Source organism: uncultured Streptococcus sp. (assembly GCF_963536705.1).
Classification (GTDB): domain Bacteria; phylum Bacillota; class Bacilli; order Lactobacillales; family Streptococcaceae; genus Streptococcus.
In genome coordinates this window covers 141,517-165,744 of record NZ_CAUTAP010000003.1, presented here as the reverse complement: position 1 = coordinate 165,744, position 24,228 = coordinate 141,517, and the positions used below count along the sequence as shown (strand labels likewise).

At 44.5% G+C, this 24,228-nt stretch carries 21 protein-coding genes; 5 read left to right on the top strand and 16 right to left on the bottom strand.

Annotated elements, in window-relative coordinates; all coding sequences use genetic code 11:
• Nucleotides 1–121: 121 nt before the first annotated feature.
• On the bottom strand, nucleotides 122–670 hold the full coding sequence (locus RWX26_RS03205) for an HXXEE domain-containing protein (protein ID WP_314579102.1): 549 nt from the start codon (nucleotides 668–670) through the stop codon (nucleotides 122–124).
• A 72-nt stretch (nucleotides 671–742) separates the two neighbouring features.
• On the bottom strand, nucleotides 743–1,483 hold the full coding sequence (locus tag RWX26_RS03200) for a 1-acyl-sn-glycerol-3-phosphate acyltransferase (RefSeq protein ID WP_002897977.1): 741 nt from the start codon (nucleotides 1,481–1,483) through the stop codon (nucleotides 743–745).
• A 157-nt stretch (nucleotides 1,484–1,640) separates the two neighbouring features.
• Between RWX26_RS03200 and RWX26_RS03195 the strand changes: the two genes are divergently transcribed.
• The 4 genes from RWX26_RS03195 to RWX26_RS03180 all read left to right on the top strand — a co-directional run bounded on the left by RWX26_RS03195 (nucleotide 1,641) and on the right by RWX26_RS03180 (nucleotide 5,969).
• Nucleotides 1,641–3,980, top strand: coding sequence for a cation-translocating P-type ATPase (locus RWX26_RS03195; RefSeq protein WP_314579100.1), 2,340 nt, complete (start codon nucleotides 1,641–1,643; stop codon nucleotides 3,978–3,980).
• Between the two features lie 130 nt (nucleotides 3,981–4,110).
• Nucleotides 4,111–4,857: a tRNA1(Val) (adenine(37)-N6)-methyltransferase gene (locus tag RWX26_RS03190; protein WP_314579098.1), complete on the top strand. Its 747-nt coding sequence runs from the start codon at nucleotides 4,111–4,113 to the stop codon at nucleotides 4,855–4,857.
• Nucleotides 4,847–5,110: a GIY-YIG nuclease family protein gene (locus tag RWX26_RS03185; RefSeq protein ID WP_314579095.1), complete on the top strand. Its 264-nt coding sequence runs from the start codon at nucleotides 4,847–4,849 to the stop codon at nucleotides 5,108–5,110. The genes RWX26_RS03190 and RWX26_RS03185 overlap by 11 nt, the downstream gene beginning before the upstream one ends.
• Nucleotides 5,103–5,969, top strand: a complete 867-nt coding sequence (locus RWX26_RS03180; protein WP_314579094.1) for a DapH/DapD/GlmU-related protein — start codon at nucleotides 5,103–5,105, stop codon at nucleotides 5,967–5,969. The genes RWX26_RS03185 and RWX26_RS03180 overlap by 8 nt, the downstream gene beginning before the upstream one ends.
• Before the next feature lie 44 nt (nucleotides 5,970–6,013).
• Here the strand turns inward: RWX26_RS03180 and RWX26_RS03175 are convergent, their stop codons facing one another.
• From RWX26_RS03175 to RWX26_RS03165, 3 genes are all read right to left on the bottom strand, one after another.
• Nucleotides 6,014–6,547 carry an isoprenylcysteine carboxyl methyltransferase family protein gene (locus RWX26_RS03175; RefSeq protein WP_314579092.1) on the bottom strand — a complete coding sequence of 178 codons (534 nt, stop codon included), beginning with the start codon at nucleotides 6,545–6,547 and terminating at the stop codon, nucleotides 6,014–6,016.
• Nucleotides 6,548–6,729: 182 nt separating this feature from the next.
• Nucleotides 6,730–7,476: a DeoR/GlpR family DNA-binding transcription regulator gene (locus tag RWX26_RS03170; RefSeq protein WP_002897983.1), complete on the bottom strand. Its 747-nt coding sequence runs from the start codon at nucleotides 7,474–7,476 to the stop codon at nucleotides 6,730–6,732.
• A gap of 386 nt (nucleotides 7,477–7,862) precedes the next feature.
• The gene (locus RWX26_RS03165) at nucleotides 7,863–9,434 is read right to left on the bottom strand and encodes a DEAD/DEAH box helicase (protein ID WP_314579089.1); all 1,572 of its coding nucleotides are present in this window, start codon (nucleotides 9,432–9,434) and stop codon (nucleotides 7,863–7,865) included.
• A 357-nt stretch (nucleotides 9,435–9,791) separates the two neighbouring features.
• On the opposite strand from RWX26_RS03165, the gene RWX26_RS03160 reads away from it, so the two are divergent.
• Complete coding sequence (locus tag RWX26_RS03160; RefSeq protein WP_009659947.1) at nucleotides 9,792–10,190, top strand: hypothetical protein; 399 nt, start codon at nucleotides 9,792–9,794, stop codon at nucleotides 10,188–10,190.
• Nucleotides 10,191–10,221: 31 nt separating this feature from the next.
• Here RWX26_RS03160 and icd read toward each other — a convergent pair whose 3' ends face one another.
• The 11 genes from icd to recR form a co-directional block, all read right to left on the bottom strand.
• Complete coding sequence (gene icd, locus RWX26_RS03155; protein WP_314579086.1) at nucleotides 10,222–11,418, bottom strand: NADP-dependent isocitrate dehydrogenase; 1,197 nt, start codon at nucleotides 11,416–11,418, stop codon at nucleotides 10,222–10,224.
• A 1-nt stretch (nucleotide 11,419) separates the two neighbouring features.
• Complete coding sequence (locus RWX26_RS03150) at nucleotides 11,420–12,538, bottom strand: citrate synthase (RefSeq protein WP_314579084.1); 1,119 nt, start codon at nucleotides 12,536–12,538, stop codon at nucleotides 11,420–11,422.
• A 2-nt stretch (nucleotides 12,539–12,540) separates the two neighbouring features.
• Entirely contained in the window at nucleotides 12,541–15,204 is a 2,664-nt protein-coding gene (gene acnA / locus RWX26_RS03145) for an aconitate hydratase AcnA (RefSeq protein ID WP_314579082.1), read from the bottom strand.
• A 211-nt stretch (nucleotides 15,205–15,415) separates the two neighbouring features.
• A complete protein-coding gene (locus tag RWX26_RS03140) occupies nucleotides 15,416–16,324 on the bottom strand; it encodes a magnesium transporter CorA family protein (RefSeq protein ID WP_311154652.1) in 909 nt (302 codons plus the stop codon).
• A 337-nt stretch (nucleotides 16,325–16,661) separates the two neighbouring features.
• Nucleotides 16,662–18,206 (bottom strand): peptide chain release factor 3, encoded by a 1,545-nt coding sequence (locus RWX26_RS03135; RefSeq protein ID WP_314579080.1) that lies wholly within the window; start codon nucleotides 18,204–18,206, stop codon nucleotides 16,662–16,664.
• 541 nt (nucleotides 18,207–18,747) lie between these two features.
• Nucleotides 18,748–19,434, bottom strand: coding sequence for a TIGR02206 family membrane protein (locus RWX26_RS03130; protein ID WP_314579078.1), 687 nt, complete (start codon nucleotides 19,432–19,434; stop codon nucleotides 18,748–18,750).
• Nucleotides 19,435–19,452: 18 nt separating this feature from the next.
• A complete protein-coding gene (locus RWX26_RS03125; RefSeq protein ID WP_314579076.1) occupies nucleotides 19,453–20,139 on the bottom strand; it encodes a TIGR02206 family membrane protein in 687 nt (228 codons plus the stop codon).
• Nucleotides 20,140–20,246: 107 nt separating this feature from the next.
• Nucleotides 20,247–20,858, bottom strand: a complete 612-nt coding sequence (locus tag RWX26_RS03120) for an NUDIX hydrolase (protein ID WP_314579073.1) — start codon at nucleotides 20,856–20,858, stop codon at nucleotides 20,247–20,249.
• Entirely contained in the window at nucleotides 20,848–22,218 is a 1,371-nt protein-coding gene (gene murF / locus RWX26_RS03115; protein ID WP_314579072.1) for a UDP-N-acetylmuramoyl-tripeptide--D-alanyl-D-alanine ligase, read from the bottom strand. The genes RWX26_RS03120 and murF overlap by 11 nt, the downstream gene beginning before the upstream one ends.
• Nucleotides 22,219–22,293: 75 nt before the next feature.
• Nucleotides 22,294–23,340 (bottom strand): D-alanine--D-alanine ligase, encoded by a 1,047-nt coding sequence (locus RWX26_RS03110; protein ID WP_314579071.1) that lies wholly within the window; start codon nucleotides 23,338–23,340, stop codon nucleotides 22,294–22,296.
• 218 nt (nucleotides 23,341–23,558) lie between these two features.
• The gene (gene recR / locus RWX26_RS03105) at nucleotides 23,559–24,155 is read right to left on the bottom strand and encodes a recombination mediator RecR (protein ID WP_002897999.1); all 597 of its coding nucleotides are present in this window, start codon (nucleotides 24,153–24,155) and stop codon (nucleotides 23,559–23,561) included.
• Nucleotides 24,156–24,228 lie beyond the last annotated feature (73 nt).

Here is a 24,228-nt window from a genome sequence, read left to right as displayed (position 1 = left end):
TAAAAAATTCAAAAAAATAAAACAAGCCGAAAGAATTTTCAGCTTGTCATATTTTAAAATCTTTATTTTGCAAGAAGTCGTATAGATAGAAGGAGCATTGATGAAAATAGGAGCTATAATATCAATCTACTTTGCTTATCCTGTATATCCAAGCTTCTAACTTTTGAGCTCTGCTATGTAAAAAAGCCAGATTTGCCAAAAGAAAAGCCATCACAAGCACGCTTTGAATCAGAAGCAGCGGCCAAGAAACTGACTGCTGACATAGATAAAGGACAAAGACTAAGATGAGTATAGGAAAAGTTGTCAAAGCTGTGAAACCGCCCGGTACCCAGCAACGAAAGCGAAACACTTGCATGATATGGCCCAGCAGATGGAGGGTATGACAGAAGCCAATAGCCAAAGCTAGCTCAGGAATGCGAAATAGAATCGCAAGCAACAAAAGGATAAAAGCCAGTAGAAATTCCTCTGCAATCATCAGAGCAATGCTTTCAGCAGAAAGATAACTTCCTCTTCTGGCAATGAACATCTCCTTTTGATAGCCTTGATAGTCTTGATTCTGAGAAATCCAAGGCCGAACCAGGATAATCTCATCAAACTCGTGCAGCATAAACAGTGATAAGGTTACAAAAGATAAAAAAGCAAGAGACATAGCATCCTCCTTATAAAACATACCAACATTATAACTCACTCACATACAAAAATCAGCTCCCAAGCAAGATTGCTCAGGAAGCTGATTAGTCTCTTATTTTCTGTGCTTATCCGGATCCCAGACAAAGCTAGCAAAAAAGCTGAAAATGATGGTCAAAATTCCAATCAAAATAGCAGGAATAAAGACAAAGGCACGTAGAATCCGCAAGAAAATATTGCCTTTCTTTTGTGTCTGGTAAGGGGCCACTTCAGCATCCAGACGATCAAACTCCGCATGAATACGGCGAGCCACTTCCTCAACTCCCTCATCATTCATCTTCTTAATGTCTGAAATGTCAATTGGATTACCAAAATTCATATCCACACGCTCTCCAGCTGCCAAGCCTTTGAGGCTCATGGGACCAGCATAGACTACTGGCATGATACGGACCTTAGCCATCTTAGCAATCACTGCCACTCCTCCCTTGACATCCGTAGAATGGCGGCTGCCGCTTGGGAACATAATCAGAGAACGATTGCTCTTTTTCAGCATATTAACAGGGTACTTGATAGCTGACGGACCAGGATTTTCCCGGTCGATAGGAAAGGCACCGCACATGCGAATCCACCAGCCGAACACCCGATTTTCAAAGAGCTGTTTCTTGGCCATGAAAATGAACTGCTTGGGCTTGGTCGCAAAAGCCATGTAAACTGGATCCCACCATGTCCGGTGAGGGGCCACCAAGATATAATTTTCATCTTTTGAAGGAATCTTTTCTTTATTGTGGTAATGTGCATTGCCGTTTAAGGTCCACAGGATAAAAATCACTAAACCTCGCAAATAAGTATAAAACATAAACTCTCCTTATTTCAAACCAAAATTATACTTGAAATTTATTACATCCTTTCCCATTATACCCTATCCCATTATAGTCTGCAATATTTTTCCAAACTTTGGCTGTAACAGCTGATTCTAATAGCCATTTCCATAAAAAAATGGTATCATTAATCTCATGAACAAGAAAGAATTAATCGGTTTAAACCAAACCCAAGTAGATGAAAAAATTTCGCAGGGCTTGACCAACGATTTTACAAGTGACACCAGCACCAGTAACTGGCAAATCGTTAAGCGGAATGTTTTCACCCTTTTTAATGCCCTTAACTTTGTTATTGCTCTAGCCTTGGTCTCTGTCCAAGCCTGGAGCAATCTGGTCTTCTTCGCAGTAATCAGCTTTAACGCCGTCACTGGTATTATTACAGAGCTGCGAGCCAAACACATGATTGATAAGCTCAATCTGGTCAGCCGAGAGCTGGTCACAGTCATCCGCGACGGCCAGGAAGTCAAGATTCAGCCAGAAGAAATTGTACTGGGTGATCTGATCAAGCTGTCAGCCGGCGAGCAAATTCCCAGTGACGCCCGTGTAGTAGAGGGTGTTGCCGAGGCCAATGAAGCCATGCTGACAGGTGAGAGTGACTTGGTTCTCAAGGAAGAAGGCGCCGAGCTGCTGTCTGGTAGCTTTCTGGCTAGTGGGCAGATTTATGCTGAGGTGCACCATGTCGGCGCAGACAACTATGCCAACAAGCTCATGACTGAGGCTAAAACACTCAAGCCTATCAACTCGCGCATTCTTTACAATCTTGGGAAAATTTCCCGCTTTACCGGAAAAATTATCATTCCTTTCGGAATGGCTCTCTTCTTTGAAGCCCTGATGATAAAGGGATTGCCTGTCAAAAACTCTGTCATTACCAGCTCAACAGCTCTTTTGGGTATGCTACCTAAGGGAATCGCCCTGCTGACAGTCACTTCACTCCTGACAGCTGTCATCAAGCTAGGCATGCGCAAGGTTCTTGTTCAGGAAATGTATTCAGTTGAAACTCTGGCTCGGGTGGATACTCTCTGCCTGGACAAGACTGGGACAATTACTCAAGGTAAGATGACTGTTGAAGCCTTACATAGCCTTTCAGATAAGTTTTCTGATGAGACTGTCGGTCAAATCTTAGCAGCCTACATCCAAACCAGTGAGGATAATAACCCAACTGCTCAGGCTATCCGCAAGGGCTACGGCCATCTGGACCATGCCTATACTAGCGACAATGTCATCCCATTTTCTAGTGACCGAAAATGGGGCGCTATGCATTTATCCAGTGTCGGAACTATCTTTCTGGGGGCGCCCGAAATGCTACTGGACAGCAATCCTGCAGCGGTTGGAGAGGCCCAAAAACGCGGATCGCGGGTTTTGGTGCTGGCTCACAGCGACCAAGTGCTAGACAAACACAGTATCCAACTGCCTGAAGATATGACTGCTCTGGCCGTTCTGGAAATCACTGACCCCATTCGGGAGGGAGCAGCTGAGACCTTGGACTACCTACGCTCTCAGGATGTTGATCTAAAAATCATCTCTGGTGACAATCCTGTGACCGTTTCGCATATCGCGAGCCAGGCTGGATTTGCCAACTACGACAGCTACATCGACTGCTCTAAAATCAGCGATCAAGAACTGGTTGAGCAAGCAGAAGAAACAGCCATCTTCGGTCGTGTTTCTCCTCATCAGAAGAAGCTGCTCATCCAGACTCTTAAAGCCGCTGGTCGGACAACAGCTATGACGGGAGATGGTGTTAATGATATTTTGGCCTTGCGTGAAGCAGACTGCTCCATCGTCATGGCGGAGGGCGACCCCGCAACTCGGCAAATTGCCAACTTGGTCCTTCTTAACTCCGACTTTAACGATGTCCCTGAGATTCTTTTTGAAGGTCGCCGAGTCGTTAACAATATCGGCCGGATTGCTCCGATTTTCTTCATCAAGACCATTTATTCTTTCATCCTGGCTATCATCTGTATCGCCAGTATCCTGCTCGGAAAACCTGAATACCTCTTGATTTTCCCATTCATCCCAATTCAGATCACCTTGATTGACCAGTTTGTCGAAGGTTTCCCACCCTTTGTCCTCACCTTTGAGCGCAATATTAAGCCGGTTGAAAAGCACTTCCTCAAACGCTCCCTGCAGCTGGCTCTGCCAAGCTCCCTCATGATTGTCTTCAGCGTGCTATTTGTCCGCATCTGGGGCAGCAGTCATGGCTGGAGCGATATAGAAATGGCAACCCTGACCTATTACTTGCTAGGCAGCATCAGCTTCCTGTCCGTCATTAGGGCCTGTCTGCCACTCAACCTCTGGCGCAGCCTGCTCATTATCTTTTCTGTCTTTGGCTTCTATCTATCAGCCTTTGTCCTGCAGCACCTTTTGGAAATTGCAACGCTGACAGCCGCAACTTTGCCAGTCTATCTGATTCTCATGGTCGTTTTCGGGCTTGTCTTTGTTGCCTGCACCATCAAGCAGAAATACAGATTTGATTAAGGGCTAGCTAAAAATAGAATTAGCATTTAAGCTCATGGAAACATGCGAGAACCCTCGCATGTTTTTTTGATTGTGCAAAAACTTCCCATATCCCTTTGGAATCCTTGCTAAATCATGCTATAATTGACTTATGAACGAAGCAAAACTAAAAGACGGAGAACGCGTCAACCAGCTCTTTTCGACGGATGTCAAGATTATTCAAAATAGTGAGGTCTTCAGCTATTCGGTAGACAGCGTGCTGCTTTCCCGCTTTCCCAAGCTGCCCCAGCGGGGTCTAATCGTTGATCTCTGTGCTGGAAATGGCGCCGTTGGACTTTTTGCCAGCACTCGCACCAAGGCCAAGATTCTAGCAGTCGAGATCCAAGAACGTCTGGCAGACATGGCCGAGCGCTCCATTGAGCTCAATGATTTGACTCAGCAAATGCAGGTCATTCAGGACGATCTGAAAAACCTAGGACGCTATATCACTGGCAGCAAGGTTGATATGATTCTCTGCAATCCCCCATATTTCAAAGTGGACAAGCAATCCAATCTCAATGAAAGCCAGCACTACCTTTTAGCCCGCCATGAAATCTCAACCAATCTGGAAGAGATTTGCAAGATTGCCCAGCGAGTCCTCAAATCCAATGGTCGCCTGGCTATGGTTCATCGACCAGAACGCTTTTTAGATATTTTAGACACCATGCAAGCCCACAACCTAGCTCCCAAGCGCATCCAGTTTGTCTATCCAAAGTTGGGTAAAGAGGCCAATATGCTACTTATCGAAGCTATTAAAGATGGTTCCCGTGACGGTCTAAAAATCCTGCCCCCTCTCTTTATTCACAATCAGGACGGCAGCTACACTCTGGAGATTCACGAGATTTACTATGGAAAATAAAGCATATATGTACGTGCTTGAATGCGGGGACGGCTCCCTCTACACCGGCTACACAACGGATGTCCAAGCCCGACTCAAAAAACATCAAGCTGGCAAAGGAGCCAAATACACCCGCGCTCGCCTGCCAGTTACCTTACTTTACCAAGAAGAACACTCTAGCAAGCCGGCTGCCATGTCAGCTGAAGCCCTCTTTAAAAAGAAAACTAGACAAGCCAAACTGGCTTACATCAAAGAAAGGACTCAAAATGCCTGAAATCCAGTTTAAAGGCGACTTTCATCATATCGAAATTTCTCCAGACAGCCAGCTTGATATCGGTCAAGATGTCGTCTTCCAATCCTTTACCAGCCTCAATATAGCAAGTGGTGCCAAGCTCAAACTGGGCAACCGGGTTTTCTTTAACGATCATTGCACTGTCCGCTGTCAACACTCTATCGAAATCGGCAAGGACACCATGTTTGGCGATGGGGTCCGCATTTTTGACCATAATCATCAGTATTCTAATTATCACATTGAGAAGATTGATTATAGTGTTGCGCCAGTCAAGATTGGAGCTAACTGCTGGATTGGGGCCAATACTGTGATTCTCAAAGGTGTGACCATTGGTGATAATGTCATCATTGGAGCCAACAGCTTGATTTTCCAGGACATTCCCAGCAACTCTATCGCTATGAGCAAGGAAGAGCTTATCATCAAGGAGCGTCCACAGGGCAATTTCCATGCCTTCACGCTGACAGCTTCTGATACCTTGGAACAATTGGCCTATTTAGCAGAAAATCTGCCAGACTTGGAATTTCACATAGCTGCTAAGACCAATATTTCTCCTTACTTAGCCAGCTTTAAGGACTATCCCAATATCAACCTCTACACCAATATTCACCAGGATGACTTTATTGAGGATTTGCTCGATAGGGCGGATATTTACTTGGATATCAATCACTGGGGAGAAGTCGACCAGATTGTCCAAAGGGCTATCAGCAAGGGGAAGCTAGTTTTGGCTTTCAGCCAAACTGCCCACCAGCCTGAAGCAAATAGTTTACTCTTCGAAGCGGACCACCCGCAGCAAATGGCTGATGAAATACGAAAATTAATGCAAGAAAAGTCTAGGACATAAAGGTCCTAGACTTTCTTTTGCAATCGATATGCATTTTATTAACTTTATTCACCAGCAATCCCATTTGGAATGATAACTTCCTTTAGTAACTGCTCTTCTTCCTTGATACGGACGTAAAGGGTGATACAGTAAAGCGGAAAGAGAATAAAAAGAGCAAAGTAAGCATGACTGAGCAGGGCCAAGCCCACCAATTCTGGTACAACATTCAGGAAATAATTAGGGTGTTTGACATTGCGAAAGAGCCAGTGGTCAACAAACTTATGATTCTTAACCAGCATGAGCTTGATGGTCCAAACTGGTCCCAATAGCTTGGCAACAAGGTAGAGCATAAACATAGAAAAGAGCAACAACACAGCTCCCAATAGGCTCACCAAGTCAAAAGCTGGCTTTTTCAGGAGCAATTCCAGAAAGCAAACCGCATAAAAAAGCATGTGTAAGTACTTCATGATATTTGAGTTTTTCACCCCGTACTCCATACCACCCTTAGCCAGAATATCTTGCTCATTCTGAGAGGATTTCCTCAAAAACACCAAACGAAAAAGCGACACTACCGCAAAAATCACTATATTGATTGTCATAAGACCTCCTAAAATTTAATAATACATTTTATTATATAAGGAATTCCGCAGCAAAGTCAAGACTGTTGTTTACAAAATAGACCAAGATATAAAAAAGCTGCGACTAGAATTTCTAGACAAAATCCCAGTCACAGCCTCTATAAATTATTCATTTGAACCAGGTTTCTCTCACCGGTCAGACATCACAAAATTTCAACATAGGTGCTGTATTTTTCCTTGACTTTCGGAGCGATATTGTCGTCCGTCACAACTGCACTGAGATTGTCCAGCCGGTAAAAAGAATAGAAAGAATAGCTGTCAAACTTGCTGTTATCAGCTACAATATATTTGCTGATAGCATTGTTAAGAATAATCGCGTCGCCATTGCCTTCCTCTTCATTGCTGGTCGTAACATTATGACCGTCAATGCCATTCGCCCCAATAAAGGCCTTAGAAACCTTGATTTCTTTCAAAAGATTATTGGCAAACTGACCGACAAAGGTTTGAGTCTTAGCCCGATAACGGCCGCCAATCAGAATTAAATCTAAATTGGCTCTTTCCTTTAACTTTTCAAAAATTGGCAGCGAATTGGTGACAATGCTGATATTTTTGCCATCCAAATAGTCTCCGATAAAATCCGTTGTGGTTCCTGACCCAATAAAGACCGTATCCCCATCAGCAATCAAATCCGCACATTTACGGGCAATCTGCTTCTTCTCCTCAACATTCAGCATTTGCTTTTCTGAGTGGGAAATCTCGTTGAGAGCATTTTTGACCTTCTTATGGGCTCCGCCATGAACGCGGGTCAGCATGCCCTGCTTCTCCAAATCAATCAAATCCCGACGGATGGTCATATCCGTAACGCCCAGCATTTCTTTGAGGTTTTTAACAGCAACCACACCTGTTTGATCCAGTTCTTGCAGAATGATTCTATGTCTACTTTCTTTCATTTTATATTCTCCTTTTGCTCCTGAATTTCTTACAGACTCACCTTCACCTTATTATACAACAGTTCTAGCATATAAACAAAGATTTGTGAATTTTTTTATTTTAAATGGCTGATATGTTGAATTTTGATGTCGAAATTAGTTGAAATACTTCGAATCCTGTTCTATAGCAAGAAGATTAAGAACTGTTCACAGCAGAAATAAGGGGGCTATAATTTACTTTGAAAAACAGGACTGCTTCAATCAGCACGCTTAAGGAAACTACATTGACTCAGACTTATATTTCTGTAGGACTTACGATAAGGGGAGCTATCAAACAAATAAAAAAGAGAGAACTTGCATTCTCTCTCGACGCTAAAATTGTCGCCAACTCTAGTTAATAAATCACCTTATTTATCACCCTTGTTACGGATAACAAAGCCGGTTTTCTTTTCGCTAGAAGTATTGCGTGGCTTCTTGTGGTCCTTGCGGTAGCGATTTTCTTTGTCAAAACGCTCGTCTTTGCGACCTTTCTTAAATTGATCGCGACGGCCACCTCGGTCACGGCGATTGTCATTGCTGCGACGGTTGCTATTTCCGCCACGACTGCCCTTGCCTTTTCCGCCAAAGCCTCCGCCAGACGGTTTAAACGGCAATGGTTTTTCACGGGCAATTTCTACTTCAGGAAGGGCATCTGGATCCTGCACTGTCAAGCTGAGGATATACATAGCCAGCTCTTCTGGGCTGAATTCTGCTGCTAACTTGCGGGCATCCTTGCCAAATTTCTCAAAGTTAGAACGGATGCTTTCGTCAGCAAAATCACGTTCAATCTTCTTAAGAGCAACTTTTTTCTTAGCTTTGAAAGCTTCTTCTGCAGTCGCAGGCTTGAGGCCTTTCATGCGCTTCTTAGTCAGATTTTCGATAATCTGCAAATAGCCCATTTCATTTGGCGCTACGAAAGTAATAGACTGACCTGACTTACCAGCTCGACCAGTCCGACCAATCCGGTGAACATAACTTTCTGGATCCTGCGGAATGTCATAGTTGTAGACGTGGGTCACACCAGAAATGTCCAATCCACGTGCGGCTACATCTGTCGCCACCAAGACATCCAAATTTCCGTTTTTAAAGTCGCGCAGAACGCGGAGGCGCTTGCCTTGGTCCAAATCACCATGGATACCCTCTGCTCGGAAACCGCGGATTTTCAGACCGCGAGTCAGCTCATCCACCCGGCGCTTGGTCCGACCAAAGACGATTGATAGCTCAGGCTGCTCCACATCCATCAGGCGGGTCATGGTATCAAATTTTTCATTTTCTTTGACACGGATATAATACTGATCTACAAGCTCCGTCGTCAGCTCTTTAGCAGCAATCTTGACATGCTCAGGCTCCTTCATAAACTTGACACCGATACGCTTGATAGCATCCGGCATGGTCGCTGAAAAGAGCAAGGTCTGACGCTCTTCTGGCACACGTGAAATGATAGACTCAATATCTTCCAAAAAGCCCATGTTAAGCATTTCATCCGCTTCATCCAAGATTAAGGTTTCAATCTGATTCAGCTTAAGCGCCTTGCGTTTGATCAAGTCCAAGAGACGGCCAGGTGTTCCTACGACGATATGAGCACCAGATTTGAGGGCCTTGATTTGCTTTTCGATGCTGGAACCACCGTAGACAGAGCGTACCTTGACACCCTTGCTGCGGCCAAAACGGAAAAGCTCTTCCTGACTCTGCACAGCCAATTCACGGGTTGGAGCGATAATCAAAGCCTGCACAGCAGGATTATCTGTATCAATCTTCTCCAAAGTCGGGAAGCCAAAGGCTGCTGTCTTTCCTGTCCCTGTCTGGGCCTGACCAATAACATCCTTACCTGCCATAGCAAGTGGAATCGTCTGCTCTTGAATAGGGCTCACTTCTACAAAGCCAGCTTTTTCAATCTCTGCTAGTAATTCAGCAGATAAATGTAATTCATTAAATTTCAATGTTCTTCTTCTTTCTAAAGGTGGTGCGAAGCCACCTTATAAGGCTTTTGATACTCACCTATCAAAACATACCAAGTGCTTTTCTCTTGCTAAATCTCGATTTTCTGAGAGTATTCGCTCTTCTCTTCATAAATATGGTCTCTCAAGTCCAGGCACTAAAAAAGCGCCGACTCGGTCGCTAGTTCCCACTGAATAGAAAAGCTGTATTTCTGCAACTAATCTAGTATACCACAAAAGCACCTAAAAAGATAGGGCTTGGCTGTAAAATATTTTATTAGAGATTCTTTTGTAAAAAAATGAAAACTTGAAAATCATTTTCAAAAGCATTATAATCTACAAAGAAGAAAGGAGACAGGTATGAATAAATTTTTACGAGTGATTTTCATTTTGCTGTTCTTAGCTATGCTGGGCGCAGCAATGATCCAGATTTTCCAACCCCAGCTCTTGGGCAATGAGTCCATCTACGGCCTATCCCCCTACTGGCAGCGGGAAATTGGTTTCTGGAATCTGGCTATTCTGCCTTTAGTCATTGCTGCCAACATAAAGTATGATTGGTTTTATCTGCGTATGACCTTGCTAGCACTGATTCTGGGCGGTCTGGGATTTGGCACCAACCATCTGCTAGGCTATCTGGAAAAGGCGAATCAAGCAAACTTTCTGGGCTGGATTGAAAATTATCTGCTCGTCTTTTGCTGGATTATCGGTTGGGGACTGGAATATCGAAAAAGACAAAAAAGTGATGAAGAGACTGTCTAGATAGGCAATTTCCTCATCGCTTTTTTCTTCATTATGGACACTTTTCTATATTAGCCAGTAGCTCCTCAGCAAATTGACCAGTGGTCAAAGCTGCTACTCCTTCCAGCTGACTGGCAAAATCGCCTGTCACTTTTTGCTCAAAGAGAGCCTTCTCAATAGCCTTAGTCAGGAGATGAGAGACCTCCGTCCAACCAATGTAATCAAAGAAAATAGCCCCTGATAAGAGAAGTGAACAGGGATTAGCCTTATTTTGACCCGCTATATCTGGCGCCGTCCCATGAGTAGCTTCAAAAATAGCATGACCAGTCTCGTAATTAATATTGGCCCCTGGCGCAATACCGATTCCGCCCACCTGAGCAGCCAAGGCATCACTGGCATAGTCACCATTTAGATTGGTCAAGGCGACAACATCAAATTTCTCTGGATAGAGCAGAATCTGTTGCAGAAAATTATCCGCTATGACGTCCTGAATGACTAATTTTCCAGAAGCCATTTCGTCCGCATACTCTCTTTGAGCTAGTTCATAGCCCCATTTCCGAAAACCGCCCTCTGTAAATTTCTGGATATTGCCCTTGTGAACCAGAGTGACACGCCTTAGTCCTTTGGCTAGCGCATAGTCAATAGCTGCCCGTATCAGCCGCTCACTGCCCTGCTTAGAGATAGGCTTGATTCCAATAGCAGAGCTTTCTGGAAAGCGAATCTTGTCAACCTGCATATCCTTCTGCAGGAAATCGATGACTTTTTTGACTGCAGCCGTTCCACACTCCCACTCAATCCCTGCATAGATGTCTTCTGTATTTTCCCGAAAAATCGTGATATCTGTCTTCTCTGGGTGCTTGAGCGGGCTTGGAACTCCCTTGAAATAACGAACCGGCCGCAGGCAGGCATAGAGATCCAATTCTTGTCTCAGGGCCACATTCAACGAACGAATCCCTTCTCCGACTGGGGTTTCTAGCGGGCCCTTAATAGCCACTAGATGACTCTTAATCGTTGTCAGCGTTTCATCCGGCAGCCAGTCACCCGTCAGGTCTGCTGCTTTTTTCCCAGCCAAAACTTCCTTCCAAACAACCTTTTTCTGGCCGCCATAAGCCTTTTCCACTGCCTTATCAAAGACCAGCTGGGCATTTTCCCAGATATCAACCCCAATCCCGTCACCTTGGATGTAAGGAATAATAGGAGCATCAGGTACCAGCAACCGCCCTTTCTCAAATAAAATCTTATCTGCCATTTTATCTCCTTCCGATGGGAAGATACTCCAAACCTTGAGCACCAATATAGTTAGAACGCGGCCGAATCAGCTTATTGTTCTTGCGCTGTTCCTGAATATGGGCAATCCAGCCAGCCACCCGACTCATAGCAAAAATCAGGGTGTAGATACTGCTGTCAATGCCCAACACATGGTAAACCGTAGCCGAATAAAAATCGACATTCGGTATGAGGTGCTTGGTATGCTTCATATAGGCTTCAATTTCTTCTGAAAGCTGATACCAGACTTCGTCCTTGGTTCCCTGTGTCAAGTCCTTGGCCATTTGACGCAGATATTTTTCACGCGGATCTTGGGTCTTGTAAACCCGGTGACCAAAGCCCATAATCTTCTCATGAGAGGCCAGCTTGCGGTCTAGGTAGGCCTGGCAATTTCCTTCTGCTCTAATCTCTTTCAGCATATCAAAGACACATTCATTAGCGCCGCCATGAAGCGAACCCTTGAGCGCTCCAACAGCTGCTGTCACACAGGAATAAATATCGGTCAAGGTTGAGGCGCAGACTCGAGCTGCAAAGGTTGAAGCATTGAGTTCATGATCGGCATGGAGCACCAAGGCGCAGTTAAAAGCTTTAACTTCAAGCTCACTAGCCTCTTGTCCTTTGAGCATATAGAGGAAATTAGCCGCGAATCCCAAATCCTCCCGTGGCTCTATCGGAGTCTGACCCGACCTCAGTCTGGCAAAAGCCGCAATAATAGTCGGCATCTTTGCCATAAGCTGGATGCTCTGCTCATAGGTCGCTTCTAGAGATGCTTCCTCAGCATGGACATTATAAACACCCAGAAGGCTGACCGTTGAGCGCAAGACACTCATGGGATGAAGGTGCTTGCGGGACTGAATAAGGATGCACTGCTCCACCGCATCGCTAATGGCATAATTAGCTCGCAGATCTTCTTCAAAATGCTTGAGCTCAATTTGAGTCGGCAAATGCAAATTCCACAGTAGATAAATCACCTCTTCAAAACTGGCATGGTGCTCTACCAATTCAGAAATATTGTAGCCCGCATAAGATAAAGAATCATCCACAATCTGGCTAATCCTGGTATCACAGGCAATGGTATCTTTCAAACCGTCCGTCTGACTCATGCTCACACCTCCTCTAATTTCTTTCTAACGACCATGGGTAAAATCCCCCCATTTTCATAGTAACGGATATCCGCTTCTGCATCAAAGCGCAGCCGAGCTTGAAAAGCTATTTCTTCAGCACCCTTCCGAGCTACCACATCAACTAGCTGACCAACTTGCGGGTCCTGTGGCAGATTAATATCGAAAGTCTCCTTGCCTGTTAAGCCCAGACTATCCGCATTTTCTCCATTTAGATACTGCAGAGGAAGAATCCCCATCATAACCAGATTTGATCGGTGGATACGCTCAAAACTCTCTGCCAACACCACCTTGACGCCCAAAAGATTAGCCCCCTTAGCTGCCCAATCACGACTAGAACCCATACCGTAGTCTTTGCCAGCTAGGACAATGGTGTCAATTTGGTCTTCTTTGTAGCGCATGGCTGCCTCATAAATGGATAGCAACTCTCCTTTATAATCTGTGTAACCACCAATTTTCCCATCCGCCAATTCATTTTTTATCCGAATATTGGCAAAAGTCCCCCGCATCATGACCTCATGATTGCCCCGACGGCTGCCATAGGAATTAAACTCTTGGTAATTCACTCCATGCTCCATTAAATAGGAAGCTGCTGGGCTGTTTCTGGCAATATTTCCTGCTGGGGAGATATGGTCTGTCGTCACCGTATCCCCAAATTTTGCCAGCACAGCAAGATTTTTCAGTGGCTGAATGGCTAAATCATCAGCTAAACCATCAAAGTAAGGTGGATTTTGAATATAGGTCGAAGCCTGATTCCACTGATAATTTTGAGAAGAGGCTGTCGGAATCTGATTCCATTTTTCATTATCATCAAACACATGGGCATATTCTTTTTCAAAAAGCTGGCGCGTCACATATTTTTGAACATAGTCAGCAACCAAATCGTGCTCCGGCATCAAATCCATCAAATAAACAGGCTGCCCCTTTTGATCATAACCTAGTGGCTCACTGGTCAGATCGATATTGGTATTTCCAGCCAGAGCATAGGCAACTACCAAGGGAGGACTAGCTAGGAAATTAGCCTTGACCAATGGATTGATTCGTCCTTCAAAATTGCGATTGCCTGAAAGAACAGCACTAGCCAGCAAGTCAGTATCCGTAATCGCCTGAGCCACTTCCGGTCGGAGATCGCCTGAATTTCCAATACAAGTGGTGCAGCCATAGCCGACAAGATTAAAACCAAGCTGATCCAGATAGGACTGAAGACCGCTCTTCTTAAGATAGCCTGTGACCACCTTGCTGCCGGGAGCTAAAGAAGTCTTGACAGTCTTTGAAACGCGTAAGCCTTTTTCTACTGCTTTCTTGGCTAAAAGTCCTGCCGCCATCAGGACATAGGGATTGGATGTATTGGTACAGCTAGTAATAGCAGCGATAGCCACATGACCGGTCTTAATCGTCTCCTCATGATCAGAAAACTGAACCACTGCTGACTTTTCCAGCTCGCTCTCATCTAATCCAAAGCCTCGGACCCCCGCTTCCCTGACTAGACTAGCTTGAAACTCTTCTTTAGCAGCTGTTAATTCAATCAAATCTTGGGGACGCTTGGGGCCTGAGATGCTCGGCACAATGCCGGACAAATCAATTTCGACTACCTTGGTATAGTTCGGCTCAACCTTTTCATTATAGAAGAGGTGATTTTTTTGAGCGTAGAGACGGGTCAGCTCGATATGATCTTCTGATCGATTGGTCAGGCGCATATAATTGAGCGTTTCCTCATCTATCGGAAAATAGCCACAGGTAGCTCCGTATTCTGGAGCCATATTAGCCACCGTTGCTCGGTCAGCCAGACTTAGATGAGACAAACCAGGCCCAAAGAACTCGACAAATTTGCCAACAACATTTTCCTGCCGCAAGATTTGCGTGACCTTTAAAGCCAAATCCGTCGCTGTCGCAATCTTTGGCAGCTTGCCTAATAGACGAACACCAATCACCTCAGGAACAGGGAAATAAGAAGCCTCACCCAGCATGGCAGCCTCGGCCTCAATCCCACCGACTCCCCAGCCCAGAACACCGATCCCATTAATCATGGTCGTATGACTGTCCGTTCCAAACATGCTGTCCGGATAGAGTTGGCCATCCTTTTCGATGATGACATCACTAAGAAATTCAATATTAACCTGATGGATAATTCCAGTAGCAGGGGGAACCGCCCGATAATTATCAAAGGATTTCTCAGCCCACTTGAGAAATTCGTAACGCTCATTGTTGCGGACAAATTCCTGGGTCATATTGGCCTCCAGAGCTGTGTCACAGCCATAAAAATCCACCTGAACACTATGGTCAATAACTAAATCAACCGGAATCTCCGGATTAATCTGATCGGCCTGACCTCCTTGCCCGACAATAGCATCGCGCATACTAGCCAAATCTACTACGACAGGAACACCCGTAAAATCCTGGAGAATAACTCGGCTTGGTTTAAAAGGAACTTCTCCGCTTGGTGATTTAGCTTGATAATGCATCAAAGACCTAATGTTATCTTTTGTTACGTCAATCCCATCTTCCTTACGAAGAACACTTTCTAATAATATGCGAATAGAATAAGGAAGTTCTTCTATATCCCCTCCTAGTAGAGCCGAGGCTTTCCCAAGGTCTGTGCATTGGTATATTTTGCCTTTATAATTTAAATCGCTTAGGTATTCTGCCATATTTCTACCCCTCACTTATTTTAAATTGTTTTATATTATACTTTATTATGAAATTTTATGCAATAATAATTATAATTTTTATGTTATATTTTATTACATAAAACAACAGTTTTTTAAATGCAGGCAAACTGTACTAATCATTTTCTTTCCAAAGCAAGAAAAAACAAGCACCATTCTCGGTGCTTGTTATAGGTAAAATAATTTCAAATGCTTACTTCTTATTGGCTAACCATTTAAGAAGCTTGGTTAGAAGTCCCCAGATGATTAGACTAATGACAACAATATAAATCCAGGCGTTTTTATCATTAGACAAGGGCAGAGGAACATTCATACCAAAGAAACCCGTGATAACTGCAAGTACTGCCAGAAGGACCGAAATAATGGTCAAGACCGTCAAATTGTCATTCAGATTGTTATTCAGGATATTATTGTAGGAGCCAGAGAGCTGGCTGAGAACTTGAGCAATCAGATCAGTCATCGAAACGAGCTGACGAGCCTCAATCATAGCATCCTCAAACTGCTCGGTTTCTAATTCATCAAAACGTCGGTAAATGCCATGACTTTTGATATGCTCTAGGAGCATGCGATTCTGCTTAGCTGCAGCAACTAGATAGACCATAGAAGTTTCCAAGTCGGACAGGGCAAAAAGATGCTTTTTGGTAGTTGTCTGACGCAGGAGAGCATTAATCTCATCCTTGCGCTTGTCCATCCGCTCAACAACTGGATAGTAAGAATTAGAGATCAACTCTAGACTAGCAAAGAGAAACTTATAGACCGATACTGGCTCATGACGCTCAGTATAAGACTTCATCATATCGACAACATAGGCATTGTCTTGGTTGCTGATCGTAATGAGCCGTCTCTGTTGCACCACAAAGGTCATAGGAATCGTCTCATAATGTTCCTTATCTGTCGCTAGATCAAGGACATTGTAGATAAAAACAACAGTTCCATTCTCACGATTGTAGTCCATGTGAGCCCGCTCGTTCTTATCCAGCGCATACTCGATGGTCTCCTGATCAATTTCATAATCCTGATAAATCCTGGCGTTCTTTTTGAAACTATCTGAGTCAATGTTGATCCAGACAGACTGATCTTTTAGTTTTCTTTCCAGAAACATGGAGCTCCTTTCTACAATGTAGAATAATTCTCTAATAAACTAGCGCCCAACTTCATAAACGCTTCCTGCAAGCAAATATGCATTGTCAAAGCACAAAACCAAGCAAATCAACTTTAATGCCTGATGAGATTAGTCAAGTGGTTAGCAAGGGGCCAACTGAACTCGGCCTTAGTAACTTTAGTTTGTTATACAATCATAACAATCCCATTCACTACGACACGGAGTTTGGCAAATCGATTTTATTTGCCAAACGCAGTTAGTAAGGTACTTAGCCATGGTCCCATAGGACATGGCGTAGATTGCTTAGACTACTATGTAGCCAAGCAATCTTAGTACGTTACATCTTCTCTTCCAATTTAACATCTGGATATTTATCCGCGAACCAACGTAAGGCAAAGTCGTTTTCAAAGAGGAAGACTGGCTGATCAAAGCGGTCTTTGGCCAGAATGTTACGGCTAGAAGACATACGCTCATCCAGGTCATCTGGTGAAATCCAGCGGACAGTCTTTTTACCCATAGGATTCATGACCACTTCAGCGTTGTATTCATTTTCCATGCGGTGCTTGAAGACCTCAAACTGGAGCTGACCGACAGCGCCCAGCATGTACTCGCCCGTCTGGTAGTTGGTATAAAGCTGGATGGCTCCCTCTTGCACCAGCTGCTCAATCCCCTTATGGAAGGATTTTTGCTTCATGACATTCTTGGCTGAAACCTTCATAAAGATTTCAGGAGTAAAGGTTGGCAGAGGCTCAAATTCAAACTTATTCTTACCTACAGTCAGGGTGTCGCCAACCTGATAAGTCCCCGTATCATAAACCCCTATAATATCACCAGCTACAGCATTGGTCACATTTTCCCGACTTTCGGCCATAAACTGGGTAACGTTAGACAGCTTGGCAGACTTGCCAGTGCGAGGCAAATTGACACTCATACCGCGCTCGAACTCGCCAGAAACGATACGGACAAAGGCGATACGGTCGCGGTGGCGCGGATCCATATTGGCCTGAATCTTAAAGACAAAGCCTGAAAAGTCTGGGCTGAGTGGCTCGACCACCTCGCCATCTGTCTTCTTGTGACCATGCGGTTCCGGAGCAAACTTGAGGAAGGTTTCCAGGAAAGTCTGGACGCCAAAGTTGGTCAGGGCTGAGCCAAAGAAAACAGGTGTCAGTTTGCCCTCCAAAATCGCTTCTTCTGAGAATTCATTCCCAGCTTCGCTCAAGAGCTCAATGTCTTCCTTAACTTGCTCATAGAAAGGGTTAGAAGCAAACAGTTGGTCACCTTCCGCCAGAGTCGCAAAGCGCTCCTCGCCCTTATAAAGCTCCAGCCGCTCATTGTAGAGGTCATAAAGACCCTCAAAGCTCTTCCCCATGCCAATCGGCCAATTCATTGGATAGCTAGCAATGCCCAAAATCTCTTCCAATTCTTCCAACAAGTCCAAGGGCTCGCGACCGTCACGGTCCAGCTTATTCATAAAAGTGAAGACTGGAATACCACGATGCTTAACAACCTCAAAGAGCTTCTTGGTCTGGGCCTCAATACCCTTAGCCGAGTCAATAACCATGACCGCAGCATCCACCGCCATCAAGGTCCGATAAGTATCTTCTGAGAAGTCCTCGTGCCCTGGCGTATCCAGGATATTGACCCGCTTACCATCGTAGTCAAACTGCATGACAGAGGAAGTTACTGAAATCCCCCGCTGCTTCTCAATATCCATCCAGTCAGACTTGGCAAAATTACCCGTCTTTTTCCCCTTGACCGTCCCAGCTTCACGAATCTCACCCCCGAAGTAGAGCAACTGCTCCGTAATGGTCGTCTTCCCCGCGTCCGGGTGGGAGATAATGGCAAAGGTCCGGCGTTTCTTAATTTCTTCTTGTAAAGTCATCTTCTTCTCTTTCTTTCATTTAGGATAATAGTAAATCTTAGTATTTGTTTTTTTATTTTACATCGGAGTATTCCAATCCTTTCAACCTACCTATTATAGCGGATTTAGCGCTTTTTTTCAATGATCTAAAGAAGATAAAAATCGCCCTTTCGAGCGATTCTATTCTCCTATGTCAATGAAATTTCCTTTAAACCCTGACAATGGCACAAATTGCAAAGATTGAGTTCAAATCCAGTAAATGGAGCAGGCGTTTTTTTCTGTTTTCCAGTTCTTCTTTCTCTTCAGCTGTCATGGAAAAATGGCCTTATTCCCTTTCAAGAGATAGAGGATCAAGCCATTCGCCAGTTGTCCAGTTGTTAAGAAAGCCCAAAATTTGGGATGTTTCATTCCGCTAATAGAATCGTCTAGTTGAACTAGCTTAAAGAGTTGATAGACAAACCGTCCATTTGTTACTAGAAGCAAGACAAGTCATGATAAGGCTTCTTAATTTAAGAAAACTCCTGCCACATTAACTTGACAGGAGCTATAAATTTAAAGTGAATTAACTGCGGACCAGACTTAACTGCTTTTTCCACCGTATCTTAAACAATATATCAAAGAGAACCAGGGCCAAAGAAAGGATGACCGACACAAGGAGGTACTTTATCCATAGAGGGGCATCAGGGATAAAAGGCGGACTTTTTAGCAGACCGTAATTTCCTCCTGTCACTTGATTAACGCCGACTAGGAAAAGATTGAGCCCAAAGGTGTAGGCTACAATCATGTATTTCTTGAGCAGGGTCTTGTCGTAGTGATTCATCAGATAAATCAAGGAATTAACCAAGAGGGCATAGTGGCCAATCAGGAAAGAGAAGCTGGTAATGTGCGGGAAATCATAGGGGTCAAAGACTGGATAACCCAAGGCAAAGACCGCTCCGCTGGCTCCTAATAGAGCAAAATACTGCTTACTGCGCCATTTGTCTGGCAGAAAAACCACTGCAAACATAGCCAGGCGGCAATGATAAAAAGGCAAGCTGTTGGTAAAGGGAATCCGAAAACCAAAATACCAGCTATAAAGCATCAGCAGCTGAGCAATCTGAATCCACTTAAAAGCCTTGACAAAACGTGGATTATCATGATATTTGATCGAGCTCCAAATAGACAGCAAGACCAGAGCAATCATCACAGCATACCATAAAATCGAGATGGGCGGTGCCACCGTTTTTGTCGTAGTTAAAAAATCTTTCATAAATCCTCCATGAGATAATTAAGTTAGGGTGACTGTCTTGGTCTGCTCCACGCGCTTAAAAATTTCAGAAACCAAGCAGACTGCTACACTTAAGACGATTGAGACAAGCAGATAATTGAGCAGGAGTCCGTGATTGCCAACAAGCGGCGGATCTGTGAGAAATCCATAAGAACCCTTTGTCAACATATTGATAACAAGCAAAAAAGCATTCATCATAAAGGTCGTCCACACCACTCGCTGCCAGCTCATAGAGAAAGTATGATAATATCTGAAAAGATAAATCAAACAATTTCCCAAGAGCGCCAGATGGCCGATGATAAAGGACAAAATAGTGATATGGGGAAAAGGATAGGGATCAAAAATCGGATAGATAAAGGCTACAATCGAGCCAAAAGTCCCCAAAAGAGCAAAATAGAATTTATACACTGAGCGATTAGGCAGAAACATCAAGGTAAACATAGCCATTCTGCAATGATAAAAAGGCAGACTCTCAGACAGCGGGGCAGCAGTCAGCATATACCAAGAATAGAGGCCTATCAGCTGGCAAGCTTGCATACCGACAAATAGCTGCTGGTAAGACTTCCGATTGTAGTAGCGATAGGAAAGCCAGATAATCGCAAAGACCAGCCCCAAAAGAACAAAATACCAAAGTCCCAGTTGAGGCGGTTCGGTTTTATAGGTTGTAAACATATCTCTTATTCCCATCTCCTAGGCTCCCATTCTAATATAAGATTTGAACAAGGCTGAGTTTGCCTGTTGTTGCAATAATTTCTAGCTTTTTCAGACAAAAAGCATTCCAGAAACTTACTTAACTAATCCAAATACTGTTCTCTATCTCCTTGATAAATCTCCCAAAGGATTTCCAACTGTTCTTTTGTCGTCCGCTTAGAAGATAATTCTGGTAAAGATTGGATATCAAAGAAAGCTAACTCTTCTATTTCTGTATTAGGCTGAAAATCTCCATCCTCTATCTGACACTCGAAGACCAGTTTAGCATATTGCTTACTCTGAAATTGAAATTTATTAGTATCAAAAATTGCAAGCAAACGAGAAACTGAAACATTAAATCCCGTTTCTTCTTGGACTTCCTTGACGATATTTTCCTTAGGAGATAGGCCAACTTCACAAAATCCGCCTGGTAAAGCCCAAGTTTTCTCATTTTTACCCTTGACCAAACAGACTTTTCTGTCTCGAACCAGTACAGCTCGGACATCAATCAAGGGAGTGGCATAAAAATCCGTTGGGCGCAACAGCTCTGCCAATTCTTTCCCATCCAAATCTGACCAATTAGCCAGGAGGTGTCCCAAAAGCTGACGGAGTTCTAAGTAACGTTCTCGATCAAATTCATCACGACTAAATGCTAGACCTGTCTCTGTAATAGAAAGGAGACGTTGAATGGTTTTTGCAGCTTCTTTAGTTTCCATCTTCCAAATCCTCTACCAGCTTCGCCAGATTCATGGAATTGCTGCCTTTGAGAAGGATTTGGTCGGCAGGGGTCAGGATCTCTCTGACAGCTTTGGTCAGCTGTTCAAACTGGTCTTTCTCGTCATTTTTGATAAAGTAATGGACCTTGCCTGGCGGGTAAATCTCCTTGGCATAGTCATAGAGGGCTTCCATGTCCTGTCCATAGAGGAAAAGGTCGGTCACAATTTCTGGATTGAGGCTAGTAATCATCGAGCCGTGCATGGACTTAGAGTCCGCTCCCAGCTCTTTCATATCCGCCAGCACTGCCAATTTTCGTCCGCCTGGATTGGCCGGAATGGTCGAGAAAGTCTCCAGAATCAAGCGCATGGCTGTTGGATTGGCATTGTAGACATCCGATAGGATATCTGCGCCATTACCAGCTTTCTTCCACTCTGTTCGATTGCGGGTCAGCTCCAGCTCAGAAAAGGCTTGAGCAATAGCCACCTCAGATACCCCCTCCTGCAGAGCTGCATAGGCTGCAATCATGGCGTTGGTTGCATTATACTTACCGGTCACAGGCAGGTCAATCCTCTGCTCTAAAAAGTTGCATTCAAAGCTCAAGCTGTTCTTGCGCTCTTCCAGACGCGTCAGGAAGATATCCGCATCAGGACCAAAGCGAACCAGTTTGCAGTCTGCTGGCAGAAATTCATTGACAATCTTATCCGCCGGAACGATCAAGAGACCATCTTTTCTCAAGCCGTCCGCAATCTGCATCTTGCCTTGGGCAATCTCAGCTCGGCTGCCGAAAAATTCCAGATGGGCTTCTCCGACCAGAGTTACAATGCCTGTCTTAGGTTTGGCAAGTTCAGACAGGAGATGGATATCGCCCAAGTGGTCCTGCCCCATTTCTAAGACGAGTTTCTCTGTATCCTCAGGCATGTGAAGTACTGTGTAGGGCAGACCGATTTCGTTATTGTAATTGCCCTGGGTCTTATAGGTCTTGTAAGTGGTTGCCAGTAGCTGAGCCAGCATATCCTTTGTTGTCGTTTTACCGTTGGAACCTGTCACCGCCAGCACATCCACCTGCATCTTTTCCAGATAATACTGGGCCAAGCGCTGAAAGGCCGTCAGGACATCATCGACCAAGATATAAGCCCCCTCTGCCACTGGACGCTCAGATAGGGTGGCAGCAGCTCCCTGGGCAAAGGCTGTTGGGATAAATTCGTGGCCATCACGCGCCCCCTTGAGTGGCACAAAAAGGTAACCCGACTCAATCAAACGGCTGTCAAACTCAGCATTTCTAAGCGCAACATTTTCAAACTGAGTCACATCATTTTTCGCAGACAGGACTTCTGCAATTTCATATAAATCTAATTTCATACTTCTTCCTCATTTTTCGGTTTGCTCGCAAAAAGAAAGGACCGAAAATTTTCAGCCCCTCTATTATATCATATTTTAGAGAAGATGCGCCTCTCTCTTAGCAAATGCCTCTTCAGCTAGGCCAACTAGTTTCTCAATCAAGTCAGGATAAGCCAGCCCCATATTTTCCCAAAGCAATGGATACATAGACCACTGGGTAAAACCTGGCATGGTATTGAGCTCATTAAGGAAGACCTGACCATCTTCCGCATAAAAGAAATCACAGCGGGACAGCCCCAGACCGCCCAGAGCTCGGAAAGCGGCCTCTGCATTTTGACGCATCAGGCTCACCACTTCATCTGGAATCTTGGCCGGAATGTCCATGGTAATCTTATTATCAATGTATTTGGCTTCGTAGTCATAAAAAGCCACGTCCTTGACCACTTCTCCAGGCAGGGTACTCTTGACGTCAACATTGCCCAGAAGTCCAACCTCAATCTCGCGAGCCGTCACTCCTTGCTCAACCAGTACCCGGCTGTCGTATTTGAAAGCCAGGTCCAGAGAAGCACGCAGTTCTGCTTGGTTCTCCGATTTAGAAATGCCGACACTAGAGCCCATATTGGAAGGTTTGGTGAAGACTGGATAGGTCAATTTCTCCTCGATTTCTTGAATCTTTTGCTCTAGATCCTCTCCATCAACCAGCGCTACATAAGGCACTTGGGCAATGCCTGCCGATTCCAGCACTCGCTTGGTCGTAATTTTATCCATGGCTAGGCTAGAAGATAAAATATTACAGCCGACATAAGGCATTTTGAGCACTTCTAGGAAGCCTTGGATAGAGCCATCTTCGCCCATAGGACCATGCAGAACTGGAAAGACCACGGCTCCTTCTTCATAAATATCGCTGGGCTTAATCTTCCGAGACATATCCACTGTGGCATTGGTCATCAGTTTCTCATCAGCCACCGGCTTTGCTTCAAATTCCTGAGTTCGAATAAAATCTCCGTCCTTGGTGATGAAGTAAGTCTTCACCGAGAATCTATCATAATTGACAGCCCGCATGACGCTCTCAGCTGATAAAACCGAAACTTCCCGCTCTGCACTGCGTCCGCCATACAATAAAATCAATCTTTGTTTTGCCATGATTTTTCCTATCATTTTCTAAAAATAGTACGATTTACAAAAGCTGCCAGCCCGAGAAGAATCAAGTTCAAAAGCTTGGTTTTGCATCTACCTAGCTAGTCGATTCTTCTAAGCAGGAGCTTCTGTATCAGTCCGTTTTAGTATATCACAATTCCCAGCATTTTTGAACAGAAAAAAGGACTCTTCCAGCCAGCTAGAGCCAGAAAAATCCTTTATGTTTATAATTCCGTCCGATTTTCGATAGCGCGAATCAGCGTAACCTCATCCGCATACTCAATGTCGGAGCCAACTGCTAAACCACGCGCTAGGCGAGTCACCTTAATCCCAGCGGGCTTCAGAACCCGTGAGATGTACATGGAAGTCGCTTCGCCATCCGCAGTCGCATTGGTCGCGACGATCACCTCCGTCACCTCACTATCCATCAGACGAGTAATCAGACTCTTGAGATTGATATCATCCGGTCCAACGCCGTTCATAGGCGAAATCAAGCCATGCAAGACATGATAAAGTCCGTGGTATTCCTGGATATTTTCCATGGCTGACACATCTCGGCTGTCCTCAACAATCAGAATAGTCGATTGATCGCGCGACTGGTCTTGGCAGATTGCACAAGGGTCTTCGTCCGTCAGGTTGCCGCAGACAGAACAGTAGCTCAGCTCACGCTTAGCTGCCAGCAGATTCTTGGCAAATTCATTGACATCGTCATCACTCATGCCAATAGTGTAAAAAGCCAGTCGAGTGGCTGTTTTGATGCCAATGCCGGGCAGCTTTGAAAAACTGTCAATCAGCTTGGCGATAGGGGTTGGGTAAAGCATAAAATCCTTTCTCTATTCTCAAAAAATCTCCTCAAACCAGATTGCTGCACTTGAGCACTGACAACTTAAGCTT